The sequence below is a fragment of the Glaciecola petra genome (assembly GCF_031846345.1).
In the GTDB taxonomy this organism is placed as follows: Bacteria; Pseudomonadota; Gammaproteobacteria; order Enterobacterales; family Alteromonadaceae; genus Glaciecola; species Glaciecola petra.
The window spans coordinates 100,078-122,952 of record NZ_JAVRHX010000002.1 but is presented as its reverse complement, the minus strand read 5'-3'; the positions used below and the strand labels follow the sequence as shown (position 1 = coordinate 122,952).

At 41.8% G+C, this 22,875-nt stretch carries 16 protein-coding genes; 9 read left to right on the top strand and 7 right to left on the bottom strand.

The window, feature by feature from the left end; genetic code table 11:
- Positions 1-73: 73 nt before the first annotated feature.
- Complete coding sequence (locus RM552_RS08520; protein WP_311368400.1) at positions 74-244, bottom strand: helix-turn-helix transcriptional regulator; 171 nt, start codon at positions 242-244, stop codon at positions 74-76.
- Positions 245-296: 52 nt separating this feature from the next.
- On the bottom strand, positions 297-1,712 hold the full coding sequence (gene zapE / locus RM552_RS08515; RefSeq protein ID WP_311368399.1) for a cell division protein ZapE: 1,416 nt from the start codon (positions 1,710-1,712) through the stop codon (positions 297-299).
- Positions 1,713-2,132: 420 nt separating this feature from the next.
- Between zapE and RM552_RS08510 the strand changes: the two genes are divergently transcribed.
- From RM552_RS08510 to RM552_RS08500, 3 genes are read left to right on the top strand one after another with little or no spacing between them, the layout of a single operon-like run.
- A complete protein-coding gene (locus tag RM552_RS08510; protein ID WP_311368398.1) occupies positions 2,133-3,191 on the top strand; it encodes an efflux RND transporter periplasmic adaptor subunit in 1,059 nt (352 codons plus the stop codon).
- Positions 3,188-6,562 (top strand): efflux RND transporter permease subunit, encoded by a 3,375-nt coding sequence (locus RM552_RS08505; RefSeq protein ID WP_311368397.1) that lies wholly within the window; start codon positions 3,188-3,190, stop codon positions 6,560-6,562. The genes RM552_RS08510 and RM552_RS08505 overlap by 4 nt, the downstream gene beginning before the upstream one ends.
- Positions 6,559-9,627 carry an efflux RND transporter permease subunit gene (locus RM552_RS08500; protein WP_311368396.1) on the top strand — a complete coding sequence of 1,023 codons (3,069 nt, stop codon included), beginning with the start codon at positions 6,559-6,561 and terminating at the stop codon, positions 9,625-9,627. Before RM552_RS08505 ends, RM552_RS08500 begins: the two co-directional genes overlap by 4 nt.
- A gap of 68 nt (positions 9,628-9,695) precedes the next feature.
- On the opposite strand, the gene RM552_RS08495 is transcribed toward RM552_RS08500, so the two are convergent.
- Together RM552_RS08495 and RM552_RS08490 are read right to left on the bottom strand one after the other, a co-directional pair.
- Positions 9,696-9,941, bottom strand: coding sequence for a type II toxin-antitoxin system CcdA family antitoxin (locus tag RM552_RS08495; RefSeq protein WP_311368395.1), 246 nt, complete (start codon positions 9,939-9,941; stop codon positions 9,696-9,698).
- Between the two features lie 252 nt (positions 9,942-10,193).
- Positions 10,194-10,373 carry a hypothetical protein gene (locus RM552_RS08490; protein ID WP_311368394.1) on the bottom strand — a complete coding sequence of 60 codons (180 nt, stop codon included), beginning with the start codon at positions 10,371-10,373 and terminating at the stop codon, positions 10,194-10,196.
- Positions 10,374-10,776: 403 nt separating this feature from the next.
- On the opposite strand from RM552_RS08490, the gene RM552_RS08485 reads away from it, so the two are divergent.
- The 4 genes from RM552_RS08485 (at position 10,777) to RM552_RS08470 (ending at position 15,920) form a co-directional block, all read left to right on the top strand.
- Positions 10,777-12,738 carry an alpha/beta hydrolase family protein gene (locus RM552_RS08485; RefSeq protein WP_311368393.1) on the top strand — a complete coding sequence of 654 codons (1,962 nt, stop codon included), beginning with the start codon at positions 10,777-10,779 and terminating at the stop codon, positions 12,736-12,738.
- Between the two features lie 91 nt (positions 12,739-12,829).
- The gene (locus RM552_RS08480) at positions 12,830-14,476 is read left to right on the top strand and encodes an amidohydrolase family protein (protein ID WP_311368392.1); all 1,647 of its coding nucleotides are present in this window, start codon (positions 12,830-12,832) and stop codon (positions 14,474-14,476) included.
- 175 nt (positions 14,477-14,651) lie between these two features.
- Complete coding sequence (gene efpL / locus RM552_RS08475) at positions 14,652-15,218, top strand: elongation factor P-like protein EfpL (protein ID WP_311368391.1); 567 nt, start codon at positions 14,652-14,654, stop codon at positions 15,216-15,218.
- A 36-nt stretch (positions 15,219-15,254) separates the two neighbouring features.
- Positions 15,255-15,920 carry an SDR family oxidoreductase gene (locus RM552_RS08470; protein WP_311368390.1) on the top strand — a complete coding sequence of 222 codons (666 nt, stop codon included), beginning with the start codon at positions 15,255-15,257 and terminating at the stop codon, positions 15,918-15,920.
- A gap of 33 nt (positions 15,921-15,953) precedes the next feature.
- Here the strand turns inward: RM552_RS08470 and RM552_RS08465 are convergent, their stop codons facing one another.
- The 3 genes from RM552_RS08465 to RM552_RS08455 all read right to left on the bottom strand — a co-directional run bounded on the left by RM552_RS08465 (position 15,954) and on the right by RM552_RS08455 (position 20,725).
- Complete coding sequence (locus tag RM552_RS08465) at positions 15,954-19,064, bottom strand: efflux RND transporter permease subunit (protein WP_311368389.1); 3,111 nt, start codon at positions 19,062-19,064, stop codon at positions 15,954-15,956.
- Positions 19,064-20,125, bottom strand: a complete 1,062-nt coding sequence (locus RM552_RS08460) for an efflux RND transporter periplasmic adaptor subunit (RefSeq protein ID WP_311368388.1) — start codon at positions 20,123-20,125, stop codon at positions 19,064-19,066. Before RM552_RS08460 ends, RM552_RS08465 begins: the two co-directional genes overlap by 1 nt.
- Before the next feature lie 87 nt (positions 20,126-20,212).
- Positions 20,213-20,725, bottom strand: a complete 513-nt coding sequence (locus tag RM552_RS08455) for a hypothetical protein (RefSeq protein WP_311368387.1) — start codon at positions 20,723-20,725, stop codon at positions 20,213-20,215.
- Positions 20,726-21,077: 352 nt separating this feature from the next.
- Between RM552_RS08455 and RM552_RS08450 the strand changes: the two genes are divergently transcribed.
- Entirely contained in the window at positions 21,078-22,103 is a 1,026-nt protein-coding gene (locus tag RM552_RS08450) for a GGDEF domain-containing protein (protein ID WP_311368386.1), read from the top strand.
- Between the two features lie 121 nt (positions 22,104-22,224).
- Positions 22,225-22,860 (top strand): Slp family lipoprotein, encoded by a 636-nt coding sequence (locus tag RM552_RS08445; RefSeq protein WP_311368385.1) that lies wholly within the window; start codon positions 22,225-22,227, stop codon positions 22,858-22,860.
- The last annotated feature ends 15 nt before the right edge of the window (positions 22,861-22,875 follow it).

Genomic DNA, 22,875 nt, shown 5'->3' with positions numbered 1-22,875 from the left:
AAATAATATGAGAGCCCAGAATAAGCTTAATTATAAAATCGTTGAACGGCCGGTATTGGAATGACAGATGTCTTTAAACTAGATCATCAATGTCTACATTTAAGACAGATGCTAAGGCCTGCCATGTTTCAATAGAGCCTTTCTGTTTGCCTTTTTCGAGCTCTGCAATAGTTGCTTGAATCAGGCCAATTTTTTGCGCAACTTGAACTTGAATAAACCCCCTGAATTCACGATATATACACAAAAGGCTTTTACCTTCAATCAAACGTTCAACGAGCTCGACAGGAAAGTTTTCGTCATTGCCGTCCCCATTCCTTTCCTCCCATTTCTACCAACCGAGACGCGGCTCGTCGAAAGGAAAAGGCGAGATCATTGGCGGCCGAAAATTGTGCCAGAGACACGCCAATTAGACCCGTCGCCGACCACTCTATATATTCTCCCTCTTTGGTGCGAATCATGGTCGTCGCAAAGGAACTCGAGTTTCCCCCCTTCTCACTGACAAATAATTCTTCATCTCCATCACTGCTTTGAACTTGCGCTTCAAAATCGACAAACAATTCGTCGAGCGGAACTTGTGCCGCCAGCACCAAGCGGGTGCGAGATTCATAACACGCGTCAATGAGGGTCACGAATCGTCGCGCTTCGTTGAGGTAATTGGCGTCCAGTTGGGGGACGCGGTCCATGATGAGGACCGGAAATCGGCGACAAAGGGAAATATAATCGGCCGCTCCGAGCGGTTGGTAGCACAATTCTGAAAAGTTAAACCAGGCGCAACGGTCATTCAATCGGGCGACCTGGACGGTGCGACCAAAGAGGACGGGAATGCTCTCTGCCTCAGTTCCTGATGCAGTGCCACCAAATATTTCTTCCAACTGCGCCTGCATGTTGTTATTAATATTACTATCGCCATGAACATCCTTGTTTGACCAAAAATAGGCTTGACCACACGCTCGATTTTCGAGCCGATAATCCTTCCGCGAATCCTCCATGGAAATAATGTCGGACGTGTGTTTCAACATGTCGATGAATGGCAAAAAGAGGGATCGGTTAATACCTCCCTCATACAAGGCATCGGGGGATCGATTCGAGGTGGCCACCATCACGACATTCCAATCCAATAATAATAGTGAAAACAGTCGCTTCAAAATCATGGCATCGGCAATTTCTGTCACTTGAAATTCATCGAAACAAAGGAGTTGCGCTTCTTGGGCCAATTGTTGCGCAATGATAGGAATCGCATCACCTCGTGGGTGCTTCTGTTTGTAAACAAAGATTCGATGATGAACGTCTAGCATGAATTCATGAAAATGGACGCGGCGTTTGGTAACCTTTGCATGTTTGTGGCTGTCATTTTTATAGCAAGAATCATCATCAGGAACACTAACCGACGCGTAAAAGAGATCCATTAGAAAGCTTTTGCCGACCCCGACCGGTCCATGAATGTAAATGCCTCTCGGTGGTGGACCAAAAAACCACAAACGGAACTTCTTTCTAAGAAATGACTGGGCGGATGCTAGGGGTCGCGCCAGCAACAGTAATAGTGGACTGCTGTTTGTACAACTGCTCTGGGTCGGATCGTCGGTGCGCACGGGTACTGGTGGGAGCGAGGCAAGAGACTCGTGCAGAGCATCGAATTTTGCCGCCAGAGCGACTTGCGCGTCATCTCGTCGCACCTCCCCCGCGTCCACCTTAAGTTCATAAGCGGCTGCCACAGGGCCTGTCGAAGAGCACCGCCGAGCGACGCGATGTTTTGCTATAATCTTCATCATCATCGTTTTTATCAAGGAGCTGATAAGTTTATCAATATTATCGCATGGTACACTAGATTCCTGCATGGGTATCAAATGGATTTGTCTTAGAGGCTTAAGTTTCGGAGTTCAATTGATCGACGCAATACATTGGTCGACCATTTTAGGCAAGACTATAGACGATTTCCTCATCGCGCTGATGTAATCTACTATCGTATTAATCAGGACTGGATAGATATTACGGCAATCCTTGGTAGTCAAGATATGTATGTCTGGCTATAGTTAATATATCGTTACAAATAGACCCTATTCATATATGTATCTATACTTTTAATAAGGGTAGACTAGTCATGAAAAACTCTTTTACATTACCAGCGGACTATCATGCTTAATAACAAAATCAAAAACGTAGTGCTTTTTGCTGCAGTCACTATAATACTTGTTGCTTGCTCGGGAAGTGAAAGCAAAAAAGAAAAAAAGGCTGATGAGCCGATATATAAAGTTCCGGTTGAAGCAACACTGCTAGAAATTGGAAAAATCACTAATACCTACAAAACAACCGCAATTCTTGAAGCTAGGGCCGAAAGTAAGGTGACCAATAAAGTCAGCGGCATGATAGTCGACATATTGGTAGAAGAGGGCATGGTGGTTGAAAAAGGCGACGTGCTTGCAGAAATCGATTCCGAAAATTACCTATTGGAGTTAGAACGAACAAATATAGATCTTGAATCTGCGATTGCCGAATTTAACCGGAGTAAACCGGTTGATGGCAGGCAATTGGTTGCTGTTAAAGATTTAGAGAAACTCGAGTTTTTAGTTAAGACTCGACGCAACCAGCAAAAAGTGGCGCAAATTCAAGTTAGAGATACAAAGGTACGCGCACCCATTGCCGGCGTTGTTGCTGAACGTATGGTAAAAGAAGGCAACATGACGGCCAACCCTGGGGGTGTAATGTTTAGTATCGTTGCACTCGATACCCTGCAAGGTGTTGTATACTTGCCCGAATCAGAAATCAACAATGTCCACGTAGGACAACAAGCTAACTTAGAATTTCCATCTACTGCGGCAGCGATTCCAGCCACTATCACCTTAATATCACCTGTTATAGATACAGACTCTGGTACTTTTAAAGTTACCCTTAATGTAAACAATGACGACTACCGCTTAAAACCCGGCATGTTCGCGAAAGTCTCTCTTACTTTAGATGAACGACAAAATACGCAACTAGTACCACAAAGAGCCTTATTAGTGACCGACACAGAAACCAGCCTCTATGTGGTAGAAGACAACAAAGCCAAAAAAATGGTAGTCGAAACCGGTTATGAACAAAACGGTTTAGTGGAAGTTTTAACGCCTTTAGATGCGCAAACACCTATCATTGTGGTTGGCCAGCAAAGCTTAGAAGTTGGTGCAGATGTCAAAATAATTGGTCAAGACTTATGAGTCTTGTTGGGACGGTGGTCAAGCGACCCGTCACGGTCGCTATGTTCACACTTGCGGTCATGCTATTCGGCTTGGTTGGTTTTTCTCGCCTGTCGGTGTCGTTATTGCCCGATTTGTCTTATCCCACATTAACTGTTCGAACTGAAAACTTGGGTGCCGCACCGGCTGAAATAGAACAGCTTATTAGTAAACCTATTGAAGAATCAGTCGGGGTGGTTAAGGGAATTCGCAAAGTCCACTCCATTTCAAAAGCAGGTCAATCTGATGTGATCATCGAGTTTGAATGGGGCACTGCAATGAACTTTGCGACCCAAGATGTGCGCGAAAAATTAGATATTATCGCCTTGCCATTAGATGTGCAAAAACCCGTCATTTTGCGCTTTAACCCTTCTTTGGATCCCATTATTCGTTTGGGCTTGTCAACCACTAATACCAACCCAAGAGCACTCAAGCAAATTAGAACCTTTGCCGAGCAAGAGATAAAGCGGCAAATTGAAACCATATCTGGCGTGGCAGCCGCGCAGCTTGGTGGCGGCTTACAGCAAGAAATTCAAGTGGTATTTGACCAAGAAAAAGCTGCGCAACGAGGTATTACCGCACAAAGTATTGTGTCTAGAATTCAAACCGAAAATATCAATATGTCGGCGGGTAGAGTTTACGACGGGCAGCAAGAATATTTAGTGAGAACCCTGAATCAATTTGTTTCGCTCGAACAACTCGGCAATATGATTGTTAAACAAGAGAACGGCAAAACGATATACCTTAAAGACATTGCTAAGGTCATTGATGGCGAAAAAGAGCGCACTGATATCACCCGAGTTAACAACAATGAAGCCATCGAATTAGCCATTTATAAAGAAGGTGACGCCAACACGGTCACAGTGGCAAAAGCGGTTAACGCAAAGCTAGCTGATTTAGAAAAAAACTTACCCGACGAATTATCGTTTACCGTTATTTATGATCAATCAGAGTTTATCGTCAATGCCGTGGACGAAGTTAAAAGCGCAGCCATTGTTGGTGGATTGCTAGCGATGCTGATTCTGTATCTGTTTCTTGGCAATTTTTTTAATACTGTAATTATTTCTTTAGCGATTCCGGTTTCGATTATTGCCACCTTTAACTTGATGTTTGCCAACGATATAAGCCTGAATATTATGTCTTTGGGCGGCATTGCCTTAGCGGTTGGCTTGTTGGTAGATAACGCAATTGTAGTACTAGAAAACATTGCCCGCTATCGCGAAAAAGGCAGCGGTATAATTGAAGCCGCAGTGCGTGGCACCGAAGAAGTATCAGGTGCTGTGACCGCGTCCACCTTAACAACCTTGGCGGTGTTTTTTCCACTTGCCTTTGTGACAGGGTTTGCGGGGCAATTATTCAGTGATCAAGCAATTACGGTAACGTTCGCCTTGTTAGCTTCTTTAGTGGTGGCTCTGACTCTCATTCCTATGCTGGCTTCACGACAATTTCATCAGACCCCAAGCAATGCCATCGCTAATGCCAATGTAACCACCGATGCAGACCCAGAAAGAAATACCAAGGCAAACGTCGACGCTCAAAGTGTAAGCGTTGAAAGTGACAAAAAGCCCGTTGGCCGGTTTAAAAAGGCGGCAACTTTAATAAGCAAAATTTTATTGTTCCCATTTGCACTCGTCTTCAACTACATACCTATGTTTGTGGTTAAAGGTTTGATGCTGCTTGTAAATGCCTTTGCTAAGCTAGTTTCGTGGATATTTAAACCTGCTCACAAAGGTTTTAGTGCGTTGTTTCAAAAATTTGCGAACCTCTATGCAAGCATATTACAAAAGAGTTTGCAGTTTCGATTTGTGGTCATTGGCGTCAGCCTAGTTTTTGCCTTTTTGGTCACGAGTTTACTACCTAAAATTCCAGTCGAGTTAGTACCTGAAGTCGAAAAAGCTGAATTTACTATCGAACTCACCCTTGCCCAGGGTACTCCGATTGCGGTGACCGATTCTCGATTGAGAGACCTAGCCGCAACTGTCTCAAACGATGAGCGCGTAAAACACTCATATTCGCTAGCCGGAAGCGGCAGTTTAATGATGAGCACAGCCAGTAAAGGTGGCGAAAATTGGGGGCAACTATTAGTTGTTGTGCACAATAGCCAAGATGTAGAAGCAATTAAAAATGTGGTGAGAAACAAAGTAGCAAGTATGGCAGACGTCAATGCTGAAATTGTACAAACCGATATGTTCACCACCGAACGCCCTTTGCAAATTGTATTGTCCGGATTTAACTTACAAGAACTAAAAGACTACAGTGACCGCTTATTGCAAAAAATGTCGGCCGATGACCAATTTTTGGATTTAAATAACAGTTTGCGCGCTGGGCAACCTGAGCTCAAAATTGTATTTGATAACGAACGATTAGCCAGTTTAGAACTGCGCGGTTCAGATATCGCCAATCAATTAGTCACTAAAGTGGCGGGCTCTGTCGCCAGCAAATATAACTTACAAGACCGCCAAGTAGATATTTTGGTACGTGCAGATGAAAGTGCGCGGGATTCCGCACAGGCGATACGGCAATTAACCGTCAATTCTGCTCAGGCAAAGTCCTTACCTTTGTCTTCGGTGGCAGAGATTAACGAAAGCGTTGGACCAAACGAGATCAATCGTATTGATCAAAGTCGAGTAGCGATTGTTTCGGCATCTTTGGCATATGGTGATTTAGCAGAAGCTGCCGAAAAAGCACAATCCCTTATTAACGAGTTATATTTGCCATTTAGTATTAAAGCAAGTGTGGAAGGGCAAAACGAAGAAATGAACAGTTCGTTTTCATCGCTTATTATGGCTTTATCTCTAGCAGTATTTTTGGTTTATCTTGTCATGGCTTCGCAGTTTGAATCCTTGCTTAACCCCTTTATTATCTTATTTTCTATTCCGTTGGCAGTGTTAGGGTCGGTATTAGGCTTATATGTTACAGGTACTAATATCAGTGTTATCGTGCTAATTGGCGTCATCATGCTCACTGGCATTGTGGTCAATAACGCGATTGTATTAGTTGACCGAATTAATCAACTGCGCCATATAGGCATGACTAAAATAGAAGCTATTATTGATGCCAGTCGGTCACGATTTAGGCCCATTATTATGACCTCTCTTACCACTATTTTGGGCTTAACCCCATTGGCTTTTGGCGGTGGTGAAGGTGCCGAACTGCGCTCACCTTTGGCAATTACAGTAATGAGTGGATTGTTAATTGCCACCTTACTTACGCTATTGGTTATTCCGGTTTTGTATAGTGTATTTGACAGAAAACACTATGCTGCTGAAGGTGCCAAAACCGAAACCTTCGACGCGAACGTGATTAAAGATTCGCGTCAAGAACCCTCAACACCCAACGAGGCATCGCCATGAAAGCGATAAAAACCAGCATCCGCGATTTACCGATCACCGTATGGCTAACGGCACTGGCAATAAAGAGGCCAGTAACAACTGGTATGCTTATAATATCATTGTTCGTCACCGGCTTGGTAGCCAGTAAATTGTTGCCACAAGAAAGCTGGCCCGCTTTAAATGTGCCTATTGCATTTATTAATGTCCCATACAATGGCGCATCACCGGAAGAAGTAGAGCGCCTCATTACAAGACCAATAGAAGAAGCAGTTGCTACCTTGGGCGGTATAACTAATTTGCGCTCAAGCAGCCGCTCAAATGGGGCCTCGATTCGGATTTTTATGGAATTGGATGCCGATTTAGACAGTCGCATTATGGATGTGCGTGAAAAAGTTGATATGGTGCGCTACCTATTACCTGACGACGTGCAACGCGTTTATGTTCAAAAGTTTTCAACGGAGGATTTGCCGGTAATAAGTTTAGTGCTATCGGGCGATAAAAATCTTGCACAATCGTACGATTTTCTAAATAGGCGCTTAAAACAGCCTGTTGAGCGCATTGAAGGAGTCGGCCAAGTCGAAATGCGCGGTGTGATTCAACCTTACATTGAAATTCAATTAGACAGCGTAAAATTATCAATGAATAGAATTGATCAAGCTCAATTACTGCGCGATTTACGGGCGAGTAACTTTTTGGTGAAATCGGGTTCTATTTTAAGTGGTGGTCGTAAATTTAGGGTCACCCCAAGCGGCGAATATCAAAGCTTAAATGATATTCGAGACTTTCAAGTAAAAGCCGGCGTCAAACTGCAGGATGTAGCCTTAGTTAATCTAGTTACTCCACCCAGAAATAGCGAAATTCGCACTGACCGCAAAAAATCGGTTGGCGTAGAAATATTCAAAGAGTCTGACGCTAACGTGATTGAAGTCACCGACAATATTGTTAGTTTGGTTGAGCAATTGCGAGTAAACGAAGATTTTGCAGATATTCGTATTGCCATAGAAGACAATACTGGCCAAGAAATTCAAGACTCTTTAGGTGACTTACTGAAGGCCGGATCGTTAGGCATTGTCATGTCGTTTATCGTTTTATTCCTATTCTTGCGCAACGTACATATTACGTTAGTTGTTGTTGCTTCTGTGCCTATTTCTTTGAGTTTTGCGCTGGCCGGTATGTATTTTATGGGCTTTAGTTTAAACATGCTTTCGCTAGCAGGTTTATTCATCGCGGTGGGCTTACTTATTGATAACTCGGTTGTTATTTGTGAGAGCATTTTGCAACAGAAAGACGCTTCGCTTAACGCTGTCGAAAAGGTATTAAAAGGGGTCGACAACGTCAGTATTGCGATAATAAGCGGCACCTTGACCACAACTATAGTGTTTATGCCTTTGCTAATAGGTGAAAAAAACTTTATCACCATTTTAGTGGAACAAATTGCTGTCGCGATATGTTTACCCTTATTTGCCTCATTGTTAATTTCTAAAACAGCGATTCCGTTAATGCTTAGCCGGGTTAACCCTAAGGCTATTTCTGGCGTGGCCACCCAAGGAAGATTAGACAAATGGTATCGGCCTAACTTAATTAAAATCTTGAATCACCCTAAAAGGACAGGAGCGGCAATATTTTTATTGGTTATAAGTGGCTTTGTCACTAATAAACTAGTAGAGAGTAATGGCGAACAAGGCGATGGAGAGACCGAAATTAGAATAGTTTACCATTTGCAAGGACAACAAAAATTGACCGACGTTAGTGTGTTGGTTGATCAAATGGAAGCTTATTTATATAGCAACCAAGAAGCTTTCGAATTTACACAGATTAATAGTCGTATTTTTCCTGGTTTTGCTATGTCGAGAATTAAACTCAAGGACGGATTTGAAACACCTTACAACGACCTTAAAGCAAAAATAAAAGAAGGCTTTCCTGAAACTGCTATTGCTCGCCCTTCATTTGAGTGGTCAGCTCAAAAACAAAAAATGGTGCAAATGTCACTCACTGGGAACTCTACAAAGCGACTCAATGAATTAAGTGAAGCGGTGATTTTACAGCTAAGTAATGTAGAAGGATTTTCGCAAGTTGGTTTGGATGAACGCAATCAGGACATGGAATTAGTATTGCGTATTGACCGTGAAATAGTCTCGCGTTTGGGACTAAATACGCAAGACATCGCCATGCGCATTGCAAACGCACTTCGCGGCAGTAACTTGCGCTCATACAGAGATGCTACCCTTGGTGAAATTGATATTCGTGTTGTATTTCACCCTGAACAAGCAATACCAATGGAACGTATAAAAGAGTTGCCGATATATGAAGATAACGGGCGTATTCTTACCTTGCAGCAACTAGTAAGCTTTGAAAAGCAGCCCATTATGCAACAAATTAGACGTGCACAACGTCGCACAAGCTTAGATATTTCTATCAACCTTGACGATATCAATCGCCAACAAGCCGCGCAAAAAATTAAACAAGTCATGGACAATATTGCTTTACCAACAGGCTACGATTGGCAGCTCGGACGCCGGTTTGCAGAAGACCAAGAAGCCGCAATGGATATGCTTATAAATATGGCTTTAGCATTGGCGTTAATTTTTATTGTCATGGCAGCTTTGTTTGAATCCTTACTCATGCCAATTGCAATTTTGTCGTCAATTGGTTTAGCTTTTATTGGCGTGTTTTGGACCTTTGCCATTTTAGGGTTGGGGTTGGGCGAAACTGGCCGTGTGGGTATGCTGATATTAATGGGCATAGTAGTGAATAACGGGATTGTATTAATCGATCAAATAAACAAGCTAAAAGCCAATTCCGTCGACTTAATTCAACCTATTGTGGATGCTTGCGTTAGCCGAATAAGACCTATTTTTATGACGGTAGCAACAACAGTGATTGGCATGGTACCGCTTACCTTTGCCTCCAGCGATAGTCAAACCTACCCAATGGCAGTGGCGATTATTGGCGGGCTTCTATTTTCGACCTTTACAAGTCTATTTTTAGTGCCCTTTTGTTACTTGATGCTAGTCAAATTAGGTGAGCGCAATAGCCGCCGTTTTGCCAAAGCAAAAGCATTTGCTAATAAGATTATCCCAATATAGTGGTTTTTAAATAGTTGCGTCATAAAAAGATAATTCTCTCCACCGATTTCAACGATTGGAGTGAGGCACTAAAACTCCCTATATTCATCACCTAAACATCCATTGTTCTGAACAAACTCATTATATACCTGAATAGCAGCCTTATTATCCGTTTTCCACTTTTCTGCCTCGATACTTTTTAATTTGTCATTAAGTGCTTGCTCAAGTGTTGCAGACAAGTTAACTTTTAAGTCTCTAGCCTTTGCTAGTAAGTCACTATTAAGGCTTAAATTTGTCGCTTTTCTGGGGGCAGTAACGTTATATAGCTGGGGCATTGCGAATCTCCAAAAACATTTTAATTAAATGCGTATTACTATGCGCATTGTTTGGGATGGTTGGCAAATAACAAAGCATTTAATTCACCTTTTAAGTTTCATTTAGGCAATCAGGATTATTATACTTGTAGTGTAAAGTCGACTTTATTTAGAACTGATGGAGTGTCATATGTTCAAACAACTCTATAGGAAATATAGCAAAACCATGAACCGGATTAACGCAAAAGCGACACAAACCGGTTTTGGAAATTATTAAACACCACGGAAAATTTGAATGTTATTAATCCTTTTTGGTTTCGGTATGTTTACACTAGGTTGCATCATGACTTTCAAACCAATCTTTTTCGTAAATGGCATATTATCATTCAGTAGTAAATCTTGGTTCCACAGCTTTGAAATAGCTAGTCGTCTTATTGTGGGCTTATTATTCATTTGGCAGTCCAAGTATTCTAATTATCCGCTGGTATTTTTGATGCTGGGTATCATTCTTTGCCTTGCTAGTATTTTTTTAGTTGTAATCGGCGCTAGCCAGCATAAGCGGTTTGCAATATTAACTTCCAAAATTGGAGTCTGGTTTCGTCCAATAGGTGTCTTCGCAATTTCGGCTGGCTGTTTACTAATGTATCTTGGCTTTCTTGGGTAATGCATATACAGAAAATTACCTGGCTACCTGCTTTTAATAAAAGGTAAATACAATCAAGACTTCGCCAAAGGATTAAGAAAGCTTTATCAGTGCTTTAGATATAAATAAAATAGAGAAATTAGATACAAGAGCAATTGCAAAAAAAACGTTTTTAGTTTATTTTCGTTGTTGATTTATAAAGGAGATAAAACAATGAAAAGGATGTTCTTTTTTTGCTTATTAGTCATTTCAACAACAATTCAATCCACTGAACTCCCCTTAGAATATTTCACTAAACATGGTGACTATCTGGATATGAAGCTATCTCCCGATGGCAAGCATATTGCGGCTCGTATTAGGGCAAAAGGCCGTGTAAGTTTTGTTGTTCTAAACACAGAAACCCTCAAAACAGTCGGTGGGGTGCGTCCAAACGAAGGCGATATTATCCATACAGTTGAATGGATAAATTCTGAACGATTGGTTTATCAATTTGCTGAAAAAACAACTCGATATGATACGCCCATTGCGACCGGTGAATTGTTTGCGGTGGATTATAACGGCAAACGCAATGCCATGCTATTTGGCTACCGTGCAATCGGAACAAGCACGGGCACACGCATCAATGCACGTGACGAAACAAACGCAGCAGCCGAGGTGATTAGCTATTTACCTGATGATGACAGATGGATTTTAATTGCTGAATACCCTTTTAATATCGAGGGTAATTACTTTTATAATGATAAAGAAAGACCACCAAGGATAGTTAAATTAAACGTATACAACGGCAAAAAAAGGAAAGCTGGATCTGTTCCATTTAAAAATGCGAGCTTGTTTGCCACTGACAAAGGAGACGTCAATTTTGTCAGCTATACCGATGAAAATTATGTCACAAAGGCGGCATATAGAGAGAACGAAAAAGAAGAGTGGCAAGACTTATCTGAACTTTTAGGTAGCGACATGCTTCCTCAAGCAATAAGCAATGACGGCAGTCGCATATATTTAACGGGCAAAGAAGGTGAAAGTAAACTTACAACAATGTTCGAATTTGAACTCGCTACCAAAACGCTTAAACCATTGTTTACCGGTCTTGAAACAAATATAGAGCGATTTGTGTGGGATGATAAACAACAGCGCCCGGTTGTGGGTATCTCCTATCCCAACAAACATCAGTATCACTACGCAGAAGGGACAAGTAAAACGGCCAGCTTACAAAAATCTTTTGCTGCTAGTTTTAAGGGTCAAGAAGTTTACATACAAAGTGAAAGCCGTGATGGGAATTTTTTCTTGCTCCATGTAAGCAGTGAAGTAAACCCCGGTGAATACTATTTGTTTAATAATAAAACCAAAGGAGCTTCGTTTTTATGGGCAAACCGTTCGTGGCTCGACCCCAGAAATCTAGCTTCTACCGAACATTTTACGTTTAATACCGCCGATGATTTGAAGATACATGCTTATGTCACTATGCCAACTAATTTGGAGGAAGGTAGCCAAGCACCATTTGTTACGATGATCCACGGTGGTCCTCATGGCTTTCGAGATTATGCAGACTTCGACAGTGAAGTGCAATTACTTGCAAACCGAGGTTACGCTGTGGTCCAAGTCAACTTTAGAGGTAGTGGCGGCTATGGACAAGAATTTATGCAAGCGGGTTACCTTGAATGGGGTGGCGCTATGGTCAATGATATTCTTGAAGGCACAAAGGTGGCAATAGAGAAGTTTTCGTTAGACTCGACCAAAGGCTGTGTTTACGGTGCAAGCTATGGTGGCTATGCGGCAATGATGGCTAGCATACGCGCACCCGAAATGTTTAGATGCGTCATTGGGTATGTTGGTGTATATGATCTCAATTATATGTTTTCAGAAAGCGATACCGCTGAAGCCTTTGGCGGTAAGGCTTATCTCGAGCGTGTAGTCGGCACAGACAAAGCAGTATTAGACGCTAATTCACCTGTCAATCATGCTGATAAAATTAAAGCCAAAGTGATGATCATACATGGCGAAAAAGATGCGCGAGTACCTGTCATTAATGCTGAAGCAATGGTGAAAAAACTCACCGACGCCGGCAATAAACCCCAATACCTTAATTTTAGCAAGTCAGGTCATGGCGTTTATGATGAAGAAGGTCGAAAGACGCTTTATCAAGCATTGCTAGACTTTTTAGAAACGAATATATAAATGGTTTTGAATAGATGCGGTGTATATTGATTAGATTATATAATGTGATTTTACCAGTATAGTCTAGAGTAAACTTTCATAAGGAATTGAAATGCCTAATTTTTCTCGACGAAATCTACTTAAAGGAATAGCAGGAGCCTCTGCTACAGTCTCACTAAGTGCTTGCGGTATTTTATTTGTTAGTCAATTTGATGCAACGCATTTCAACCTAGATTGCAATAGCGGTCCTATTATTACCGATGCACATGCTCATTTTTTTAATGCGAGTGACCTTAATTTTGCACGCTATTTAACTGGACCAGTGTTAAATGATGCCATAAATAAGGGTGACACTTTAGAGTATCAAACCTTATTAAAAGCGACTGCAACTTTTGTCCAATTAGCTGGTAATTCGATTGCATGCAGTGCAAAAACAGAATTATTCTGGCTGAAACAACCATCTCCTAGTATGTCTCTCCTTTCAGACATAGACTCAGTTAAAGAAAAAGAGAATCTACTGAAACTTGAAATAAAAACCGTCGCTGATAATTTATTCAAATATAAAAGCGATGACAATAGACGAGTGTTAAATGATAAGGAGAAAGCATTAAGGGACCTTGCGCAGGCTTATGAAGCCTGGCAAGACCAAGAGTTAGTTATATACAGTACTGATAAGAATAAAAGTCTTAACTCTCAAGACTATATTATTCCTTTTGAATATGAGTCATTTTCGGATATATCAGACGAGCCTCTGAATGGTTTGAGCTTTAGCCCCGATATAGACAAAAAAACTCAGAATGACATAAAAAAAATGCGTGCAGCTTGGAAGGGTTATTTAGAGATGTTTCGCGCGATACTCTCCCCTCGCTCTACTAATATTCATCTATTTTTGAGGCGATACAGCAAAAAATTAGGCCCGTCCGTTCACAATGTTATGGCCGTCACTTGCGACTTTGATTATTTTTTAGGGCCAAAAGCGTATACTTCTTCTCAATCATCACAAATTAAGCTTTATAGCAAGTTAGCTGAATTAACTAAAGGGTATGTGGTGCCAGTTTTAGGCGTAAATCCATATAAGCTGGCGGCAGATAATGACTATGAAAATTTAGTGAAAGACGCTCTACAAAACAAAGGCTTTAAAGGCGTTAAGCTTTACCCCACAATAGGATATGCAGCAGACGGTCGAGAATCTGAAATTGCATACAATCCAAAAAAATACAATTCAGCTGATATTAAAGGTGGTTTGTGGAAACTTTATAAAATGTGCCAAGGTAAATATTTCGTAATGTCTCATGCTCAAGAGTCTAAAGGAGTATCAAGAAAAGCACGGATGTATTCTAACCCTAATTATTGGGCCTCAGTGTTAGCAGCTTTTCCTAATTTACACCTTAATTTTGGGCATTTAGGAGGCAAGAACGTCGCCAATCGACAAGGTTATCTCGCGTTAATGACAAAATATAAAAACGCATATGGCGATTTAGGTTACCAACCTTATTTAGAAAATGACCTAATGGCAAAAGTGTTGATTAATGAAATGCGAACAGCTTCTAGAAGCGGCTCCTATAGTGCTTTTGATAAAGTGATGTTTGGCTCAGACTGGTTTATGCTACTGCAAGAAAAAAGCTCGCTTGATTATTTAAATAACCTTTATAATACCTTTGACAAACTTGTGCAGAGTGGCTTCTTATCTTCTACAGAGCGAGACAAAATATTTAGACACAATGCTTTAAGCATGTCGAATACGTTAGCTCTATGCTGACTGTTTATAAATTTTGTAGAATAACTAGAGAATTCTCAATACTAACTTTCATGCAGAAACTATTGTCAACAAACATTGCTCTGAACATATTCACCAAAGTCGCCCTCAAATACGCTATGATTTATCCAATCAAACTCATCTGCGTTTAGAGCAGAATTGCAAAATCGAGAATTACATGCCAAAAGCAAGTGAAATAAAGAAAAATGCCGCCATCGAACATAATGGCAAAGTCTACTTTGTAAAAGACATCGCCAAGCTAACACCAAGCGGGAGAGCGGGTGCTAGTCTTTATAGAATGCGTTTATATGAAGTGGCAACAGGGGCTAAAGCAGACGAAAGTTTTAAGGCCGACGAAATTATCAATACGGCTGAATTTAGCAAGAAAAAAGTGATGTTTTCATATTCCGACGGCGACGAATATGTATTTATGGATAACGAAGACTACACCCCTTATTCCCTCGACAAAGATGTGATTAGCGAAGAGCTAATGTTTGTGAACGAAGAAACCACTGGTTTGCAGGTATTAATGGTTGATGACAAACCCGTTGGCATTGAATTACCAGCATCTGTTGATTTAGTCATCACCGAAACCGACCCCTCTATTAAGGGCGCATCGGCTAGTGCTCGCACAAAACCAGCCGTTTTGTCGACTGGATTAACCGTGCAAGTACCTGAATATATTTCAACGGGCGAAAAAATAAAAATCAACACCGCAGAGGCTAAATTTACTAGCCGAGCATAGGGTTTATACTTTCATTTTTATGAAAAGAGATGAAGCATGTCAAAGAATATACTGATCATCGGTGCCAATAAGGGTATTGGCCTTGAATTATCACGCCAATACATACGCGCAGGGCATAATGTAATTGCCTCTTGTAGAGTTAGCTCACCAGAGCTTAACGCTTTAAATTGCCAAATAATTGAAGAGGTTGATGTAACTAATGACGCATCGATTACAACGCTAAGTGATGCAATTAATGTTGAAAAGTTAGATGTTCTTATTCACAACTCGGGTATTCTGGAGTCTGACCAATTTCCGAACATCGACTTTGAAAAAATGCGCTCTCATTTTGAAGTCAATACCATGGGGCCACTTAGAACAGTCAAACAATTAGAAGCTAAATTAGGTGAAGGTAGTAAAGTTGGGATAGTGAGCTCAAGAGTAGGGTCAATAGACGACAATACCAGTTCAAACAATTATGCCTATCGTGTGTCGAAAACTGCTGTGAATATGGTGGGTAAGTGCCTCAGTATAGACCTAGCACCAAAGGGTATTGCATTGGCGCTGTTGCATCCCGGTTATGTAAAAACTGGCATGACTAATTTTAATGGGTTAATCACACCCGAAGAGTCCGCCGCTGGTTTAATTGAACGTATGGAAGAGCTAAGTATGGCAACCACCGGTTGTTTTGTGCATACCAGTGGCGAACGCTTAACTTGGTAAGCTAATTCGCCACAGCATTGTTAACAATTAGTATTAAGCCCTTTCAAGTTCTTCTTGGAGTTGTTTAGCGGCATCGGCTCTTGGCTTGCTAAAGCGAGCTAAACCTTTGTAAATCACCGGTGTTAAATACAAGGTAAACACTACTGCAATGGCCAAACCACCAAACACTACCCAGCCAATGGCGTTGCGGGCTTCTGCACCTGCACCTGTGGACAATATCAGCGGTAGGCCTCCCAACACGGTTGATATAAGCGTCATCATAATAGGACGCAATCTAACCTTACCTGCTTCTACAATGGCGTCGTGTACTGACATCCCTGCATCACGCTTTTGATCAGCAAATTCGACCAACAAGATGCTGTTTTTTGCGATTAAACCAATCAGCATAACAAGCCCTATCTGCGAGTAAATATTAATGCTAGTACCCGTGATAAATAAGGCAAATATAGCCGCAGCAATGCCGAAAGGCACGGTGATCATCACCACTACCGCCGAGTTGACAGATTCGAACTGGGCCGCTAACACTAATAGCACAACCACAAAGGCGAGTACGTAGGTCAAGGTCACTTGATTAGACGTTTCTTGGAAAGTACGCGCCTCGCCCAAGAAGACTAAGCCTATACCGGGCTCCAAGTTTTCGTTCGCCAAGGCTCTTATAGAATCTACTGCTTGTTGCATAGGAATGTCGCTGTCCATTTCGAGTTCAATTTCTATGGCACGGCGCTGAGCATGTCGCTCTAATTCTGCAGCAACTCCCTCTTCGGTAATATAGGCCAAACTAGATAAAGGTACTAAATTGCCGGTGCTTGAAGATACAAACAAATTGGTTAAATCAGAAGGATTAGACAAGTGACTATTGGAAGCTTGTAAAATAATAGGAACAGATTGGTCGCCTACATTCAAATCGGCAACATCATCACCGTTAATCGCGACTCTTAGGGTGCTTGAGATATCGGCAAAACTGACCCCTAGCTCTTCTGCTCTGCGGCGATCAATATTAATGCGCAATTGTGGTTGAGTCGGTTTATATGAAATATCCACAGCGCCTAACTCAGGGTGCAACTCTTCTATTTTTTTACCAAAATCAACGGCGGCTTGATATATTTCAGCATAATCTTCGCCCGTCAAAGCAAACTCCATGCCCCCGCCCTGGCCTCTAAGATTCAAACTATTAGAACCAAAAGCACGCCCCGGTGCACCTGGAATTTGTGCCACACCAGGACGAATTTTACTTAGAATATCTTGCTGTGATTGAGTGCGTTCATCCCAAGGCGCAAGAGGTACGCGCATATAAACAATATTTGGATCCCAACGACCCACTATAGTGTAAATAGACTCGATATCACCCGACTCAACAAGGGGTAATAAAACGTCTTCCATCTTATTGGCTTGCCTTTCCATGAAGTTAATACCCACACCATCGGGGCCGCGCGCAAATACATTGATTTGCCCACGGTCTTCACTGGGCAATAATTCTTCGTCAATTTGATTGTAAAGCATAGTTGCGCCGCCGGCGGCTAGAATGCATAAAACTAAAACTAACCAACCCATGCGTAATGACCATGCCAAGGTACGAGAATAAAAATTAGCACAAAGCGTTGCAAAACCATCAAGGAAATGCGTTTTAGAAGTTTTTAAAGGCAACTTTGCCGTTAACGCAGGTACCAATGACAGCGCTACAAAAGACGAAATAATGACGGCGATGGCTAATACGCCACCAAATTCTCTAAATAACTTTCCGGCCGTTGAGGGCAAAAAAGCAATAGGAATAAACACTGCCGCAAGAACAGCGGTAGTCGCAACAACCGCAAAGAATACTTCTCGGCTGCCAATAACAGCTGCAGCTCGCGAACCCATGCCGGCAGCTCGTTTACGTTGGATATTCTCTGAAACCACAATGGCATCATCTACAATTAAGCCTGTAGCAAGTACTAATGCCAGTAAGGTCAAAATATTGATAGAAAAACCAAAGGCCCACAATGCCGCTAAGGCACCGACTAATGAAACCGGAATAGCGGCTGCTGGTACGATCGTTGCCCTACCTGAACCAATAAACAACCATAAAGTGGCCACTACTAAAATAATCGTGAAAGTTAAAGACGTGAGTACCTCTTCAACTGAGCCTCGGATAAATTGAGCGTCGTCTGATGTGACGGTTATATCAAGGTCTGGGAAGCGTTGCTTTAGGTCTTCGACCATGACAAGCACTTCGTCTGAAATTTCTATGGTATTTGAGCTGGCTTGTCTTAACACCCCTAGGCCAACCACAGGTGTACCGTCTAAGCGCACTAAACTGCGAGCATCTGCTGGACCAAAGTATACGTTGGCAACATCTCTTATTTTTGTGTCACCACTGATTATAATGTCTTTGACTTGTTCTGCCGTAACCGAGTTGGCATCGGCACGCACAATTAATGTTTGATCGGTCGATCTCAAGCTACCCGCAGGCACATCAAATGGAGCGAGCCTTAGCGCATTCGCCACTTGCGTGACGGATAAGTTGAAACTCGTTAAACGCAAAGGGTCTATTGTTACCCGCATTACGCGTTCTCGATTACCGTCTAAACGCACATCAGCGACACCAGGAATACTCAAAAACAGCGGGGCAACATCAATTTCAACGACTTCGGTAAGGGCCTCTAAACTCATTTGGTCGCTCGCAATTGCGATATTAACAACCGCCTGAGCATCATTGTCGGCTTTGATTATAGCGAGTCGTTCTACTTCTGGAGGCAGTTCACGTTGTACGCGCGCAACAGCCTCGCGAGTTTCATTAGCGGCATCCTCTAAGTTAATACCTGGTCTAAATTCAACTACCGTTCGTGATGAGTTTTCTTCACTTTGCGCGCGAATGGTTTTAACCCCATTAACACGAGCAATCGCGCCTTCTAAGCGGCTAGTTACTTCGGTGTCTACAGTTTCAGGACTACCACCAGGGAAACTTGCAGAAACGGTCAGACGAGGGCGATCAACGTCGGGTAACTCTCTCACTTCAAGGCCACTTAAGGCAGCGAAACCAGCGATCATAATCAATAGATTGACCACAACAATAAGCACTGGTCGCCGCACTGATAATGAAGGCAAATCGTTGTCGATAATATTGCTTTGGTTAGATTTACCTTGGGAATATGATTGGAAACTCATTAGCTAACACCTGATGTTTGAGACCTTACCGCTTGACCTTCTCTTAAACGCGATATGCCCTCTGTAATTAGTAGTTCACCACGGTTTAAATCGCCTTCTACTAATACCTTACCGCGTAACCTTTGTTTTATTTGTACCGCGACGCGCTTGGCTTTGCCCTTGTCTGCCACCCATACAAAAGCGCCAGATGCTCCCCAAGCGAGTCCAGACTCAGGCACAGCTGCATATTCTTGGCCTTGAATAGACAAGTTGACTCTAAAACTCATGCCGGGTAAGTAGGTATCGTCAGTGTTAGTAAAAATTGCCCGCACTCTTATGGTTCTGTCTAGCGCATCAATTCGGCTGTCTATTTGCGCAAGCCGGGCCTTAACGCTCGCCTCACGGTCAGTCCATGGGTGCAATACTAATTCATTTTCGCCGTCTAATGTGCCGTCGCCGCGCACAGAGCGCAGTGAAGATTCTGGCACGGTGAAGTTAACAAAAAGCTCACTACGATCATCCAAGCTAGTAATCAAAGTATTAGTCGATATTCTGTCGCCTACCTCGATGTCAGTTAAGCCTAAAATACCTGCAAAAGGAGCGCGAACTATGCGGTCTTCAAGCTCAACTTGGGCACTTAGCAAATTGACCTCGGCTAGCTCTTTAACCGTTTGTGCGTCGTCTAGCTCGCTTAGCGTAACCGCGCCATTGTTTTTGCTTTTTTCGAGGCGGGTTAAGTTTCTCTCCGCATCGGCCAGTTCAATTTTAGCTCTTCTTAAAGCGGCGTCTTGTCGTCTTGAATCGAGTTCTAATATTATTTGACCTTCTTCTACAAATTGGCCAGGCACAAAAAGAACGGCACTTACCTTGTCAGAAACGGCTGGAAATAACTCAATTGATTTAATCGCTTCTGCGGTGCCAACAGCGTCAATATTGGTTTGTAAGCCGTCAAAACGTACGGGCTCAGTAATCACAATAGTGGCCTGTCGTTCCTGTACGCCGCGAGACTGCGCTACAGCATCGCTGAAAGGGAGCAACGTGCATACCAATATCATGCTCATTGAAAAGACTACTTTAAACAACACATCACCCTATAATTTGTGTGGATAAGAGCAGTGTAATACTACTAAAGGCGAGTATTTGATCAATTTTTATTGAGGAAACTATCACTAGTCAATACAGTCTGATCGTCTATTTAAATACTTATTAACTAACAAATTTACTTCATTTTTCTTTTCTTTCGTTACAACACTTTCGTTAAAAACCATTTGGCTAAGGTCATTTGTTCCTGTTGCAATCATATAAGTAGCAAGCGCAACCTCGTCGACATCTTGCTTCAGCATTGTATTTTCGACCAATCTCCAAAGACATTGGGTGTTTTGCCGACTAAGCATAACTAAACCTTGCTTATGGAACAAAAATAAGCGCTTAAAACTACTTATTGGCAAATCCATAATTGTTTTGCTGTCTATCATCCCTTTTTCAATGTGATATAGTTCAACAAATTGATTAGGCCCTACTTTACCCATTTTATTTTTGACTTGTTGGTGCAGAGTTGCGGGTTTTACAGTCTTGTCTTTTACGATTCTATCAACGTCCTCAGAATTAGACTCTTGCGCTATTATCGTTTGCACAAAAAAAGAAATGAACATCGCCACCAAATAAATATTTATTTTTTGCATTTTGTCACACCAAGTTGCGAAGCGTTCGTCAATTATAGGCCAGATTGGCCAAAGCAAAAAGTCAATAAAAAAACCTTACCTTTTTTACTAACTACGTATATATAACAATACCTTTAGGCAATAAGAACACGGTTTAATATGTCTCATGTATTGAAAGTATCAGCCAATACGAACTGACACCGTGTGTTTTATTGCAAACAAAAAAGTAATTTAAGATCAAAGATCTGGAAAATCGGCCGATATTTTAACAATGGGTATTAAAGTTGCTCGCTGCAATCAAGATGTTGACACTTGCAACAGCCTAATTTTTATACAAAAAGTATTAGCTTTTAATTACAAAAAGTGAGATTACATGAAGTTTTCTGAAGACTCTGATCAAGCTGCAAACTATCTTCGGCAAGCCATTCCGACAATGGTGAAACATAGTATAGTGCCCAACCCGTTAAACTATACGCTTTGGTACAGCTATTTCTCGGATGCGTTTCCTGAACTAAATAAAGAACTCGATCAAGCCATAGAAAGATATGGCACCTGCCCTGCTAAAGTGGGTGAAAATTTATTTATCCAGCATATTAGCCAACTAGATAACGAAGACGAAGAGCAATTAGAAGCTTTTCAAAAAGCGTTTTCGACTATGGTTAATAACTTGTCAGATTCTATTGATCAAACAGCCAAACAAACCAACGGCTTTTCTGCGGCGTTGAAAGAAAACATTGACGCACTAGAGTCTCATGACTTAGGCGCCGATGTTGCACCTGTACTCAATAATTTGAATGCAAATGCTAGCGCAATTTGTGATGCAAATGACCAATTTCAAGGGCAGTTATCGGCCGCACAATCCGAAATTAATGCGTTGCGTGAAGAACTTGAAGCAAGTCGACGTGATGCTAATACGGATCCTTTAACTGGGTTGTATAATCGCAGAGTATTTGAAGCAATATACAAACAGTTTATGGAAGAGGAATCAGAGGATGATCTGACCTTAATCATGATGGATATAGATAAGTTCAAGTTGTTCAACGATACACATGGTCACTTATTAGGTGACCAAATTTTAAAGTTTGTTGGTAAGCTTTTAAAATCGGAATGCCCAGAATCAATTACGCCAGTGCGCTTTGGTGGTGAAGAATTTGCTATGTTATGTCCAAAATGTAGTCTAGAAAAAGGCCAAGAAGTTGCCGAGAATATAAGAGAGAAATTAGCGGCCGTGCCATTCAATAATAAAAAGAGCGGAGCAAAAATACCGCCTGTTACTGCCTCGTTTGGTGTTGCAATGAAAAAGCAAAAAGAAGAACTGAGCGAAATTATCGAAAGAGCCGACAAGGCTTTATATGCAGCCAAAGATGGTGGCCGCAACCAAGTACAATTGGCGAGTTAGCTCACTAACAATATACAATTTTAATGCTCAGTTTAAGCCCTTACTTTGATTAAATCATGGTGAGGGTTTATAGTATTTGAGAAGGAAAAATGGAAATAGACAACTTAGTGAAGGTAGTCCCATGGAAATTATATCTAAGGTTTTTAAGTCACTTTTGATTACTATCGCGGTTGTATTAACCGGGTGCACGGGTGCTCCCAATGCAATCAAAGTCGACCCCTTTACTAATTTAACCACCTTCGCCGAAGCAACACTTGATAAAGACAACGAAACGCTAGGCACCCAAGCAAGATGGGCCGGTAAAATTGCGACTGTGCGTAATAACGGTGACATATCTGAAATAGAAATCGTACTTTTTCCAAGCCGCGAAACAGGCAAGCCGCAAACAAGTGATATCAGTATTGGCAGGTTTAAAGCGATCGTACCCTTGTATGTTGACCCAAACTTATACGCAAGGGGTCGATTAATCACAGTTTTGGGTGAGGTAGCGAACCCTACCAAAGGACAAATTGGCGAGCATGAGTATACATATCAGACCCTTAATGCCAAAGGCGTATATTTGTGGAAAGATATTAAACGTATAAACACTGACCCCCTAAATATGATGAATACTGGCGTTTTAAATGAGCAAAATGAATATTCTTCAGGCCCATGGAGTAGCCAGACCGTGGAAGAAGGTCAAAATTCTGGAACAGCTGCACGTGCAACTATTACTCGAAACAATGGCGATAGTCATAGCATTATTATCCCGAACTAAAACAATTTTCATGCG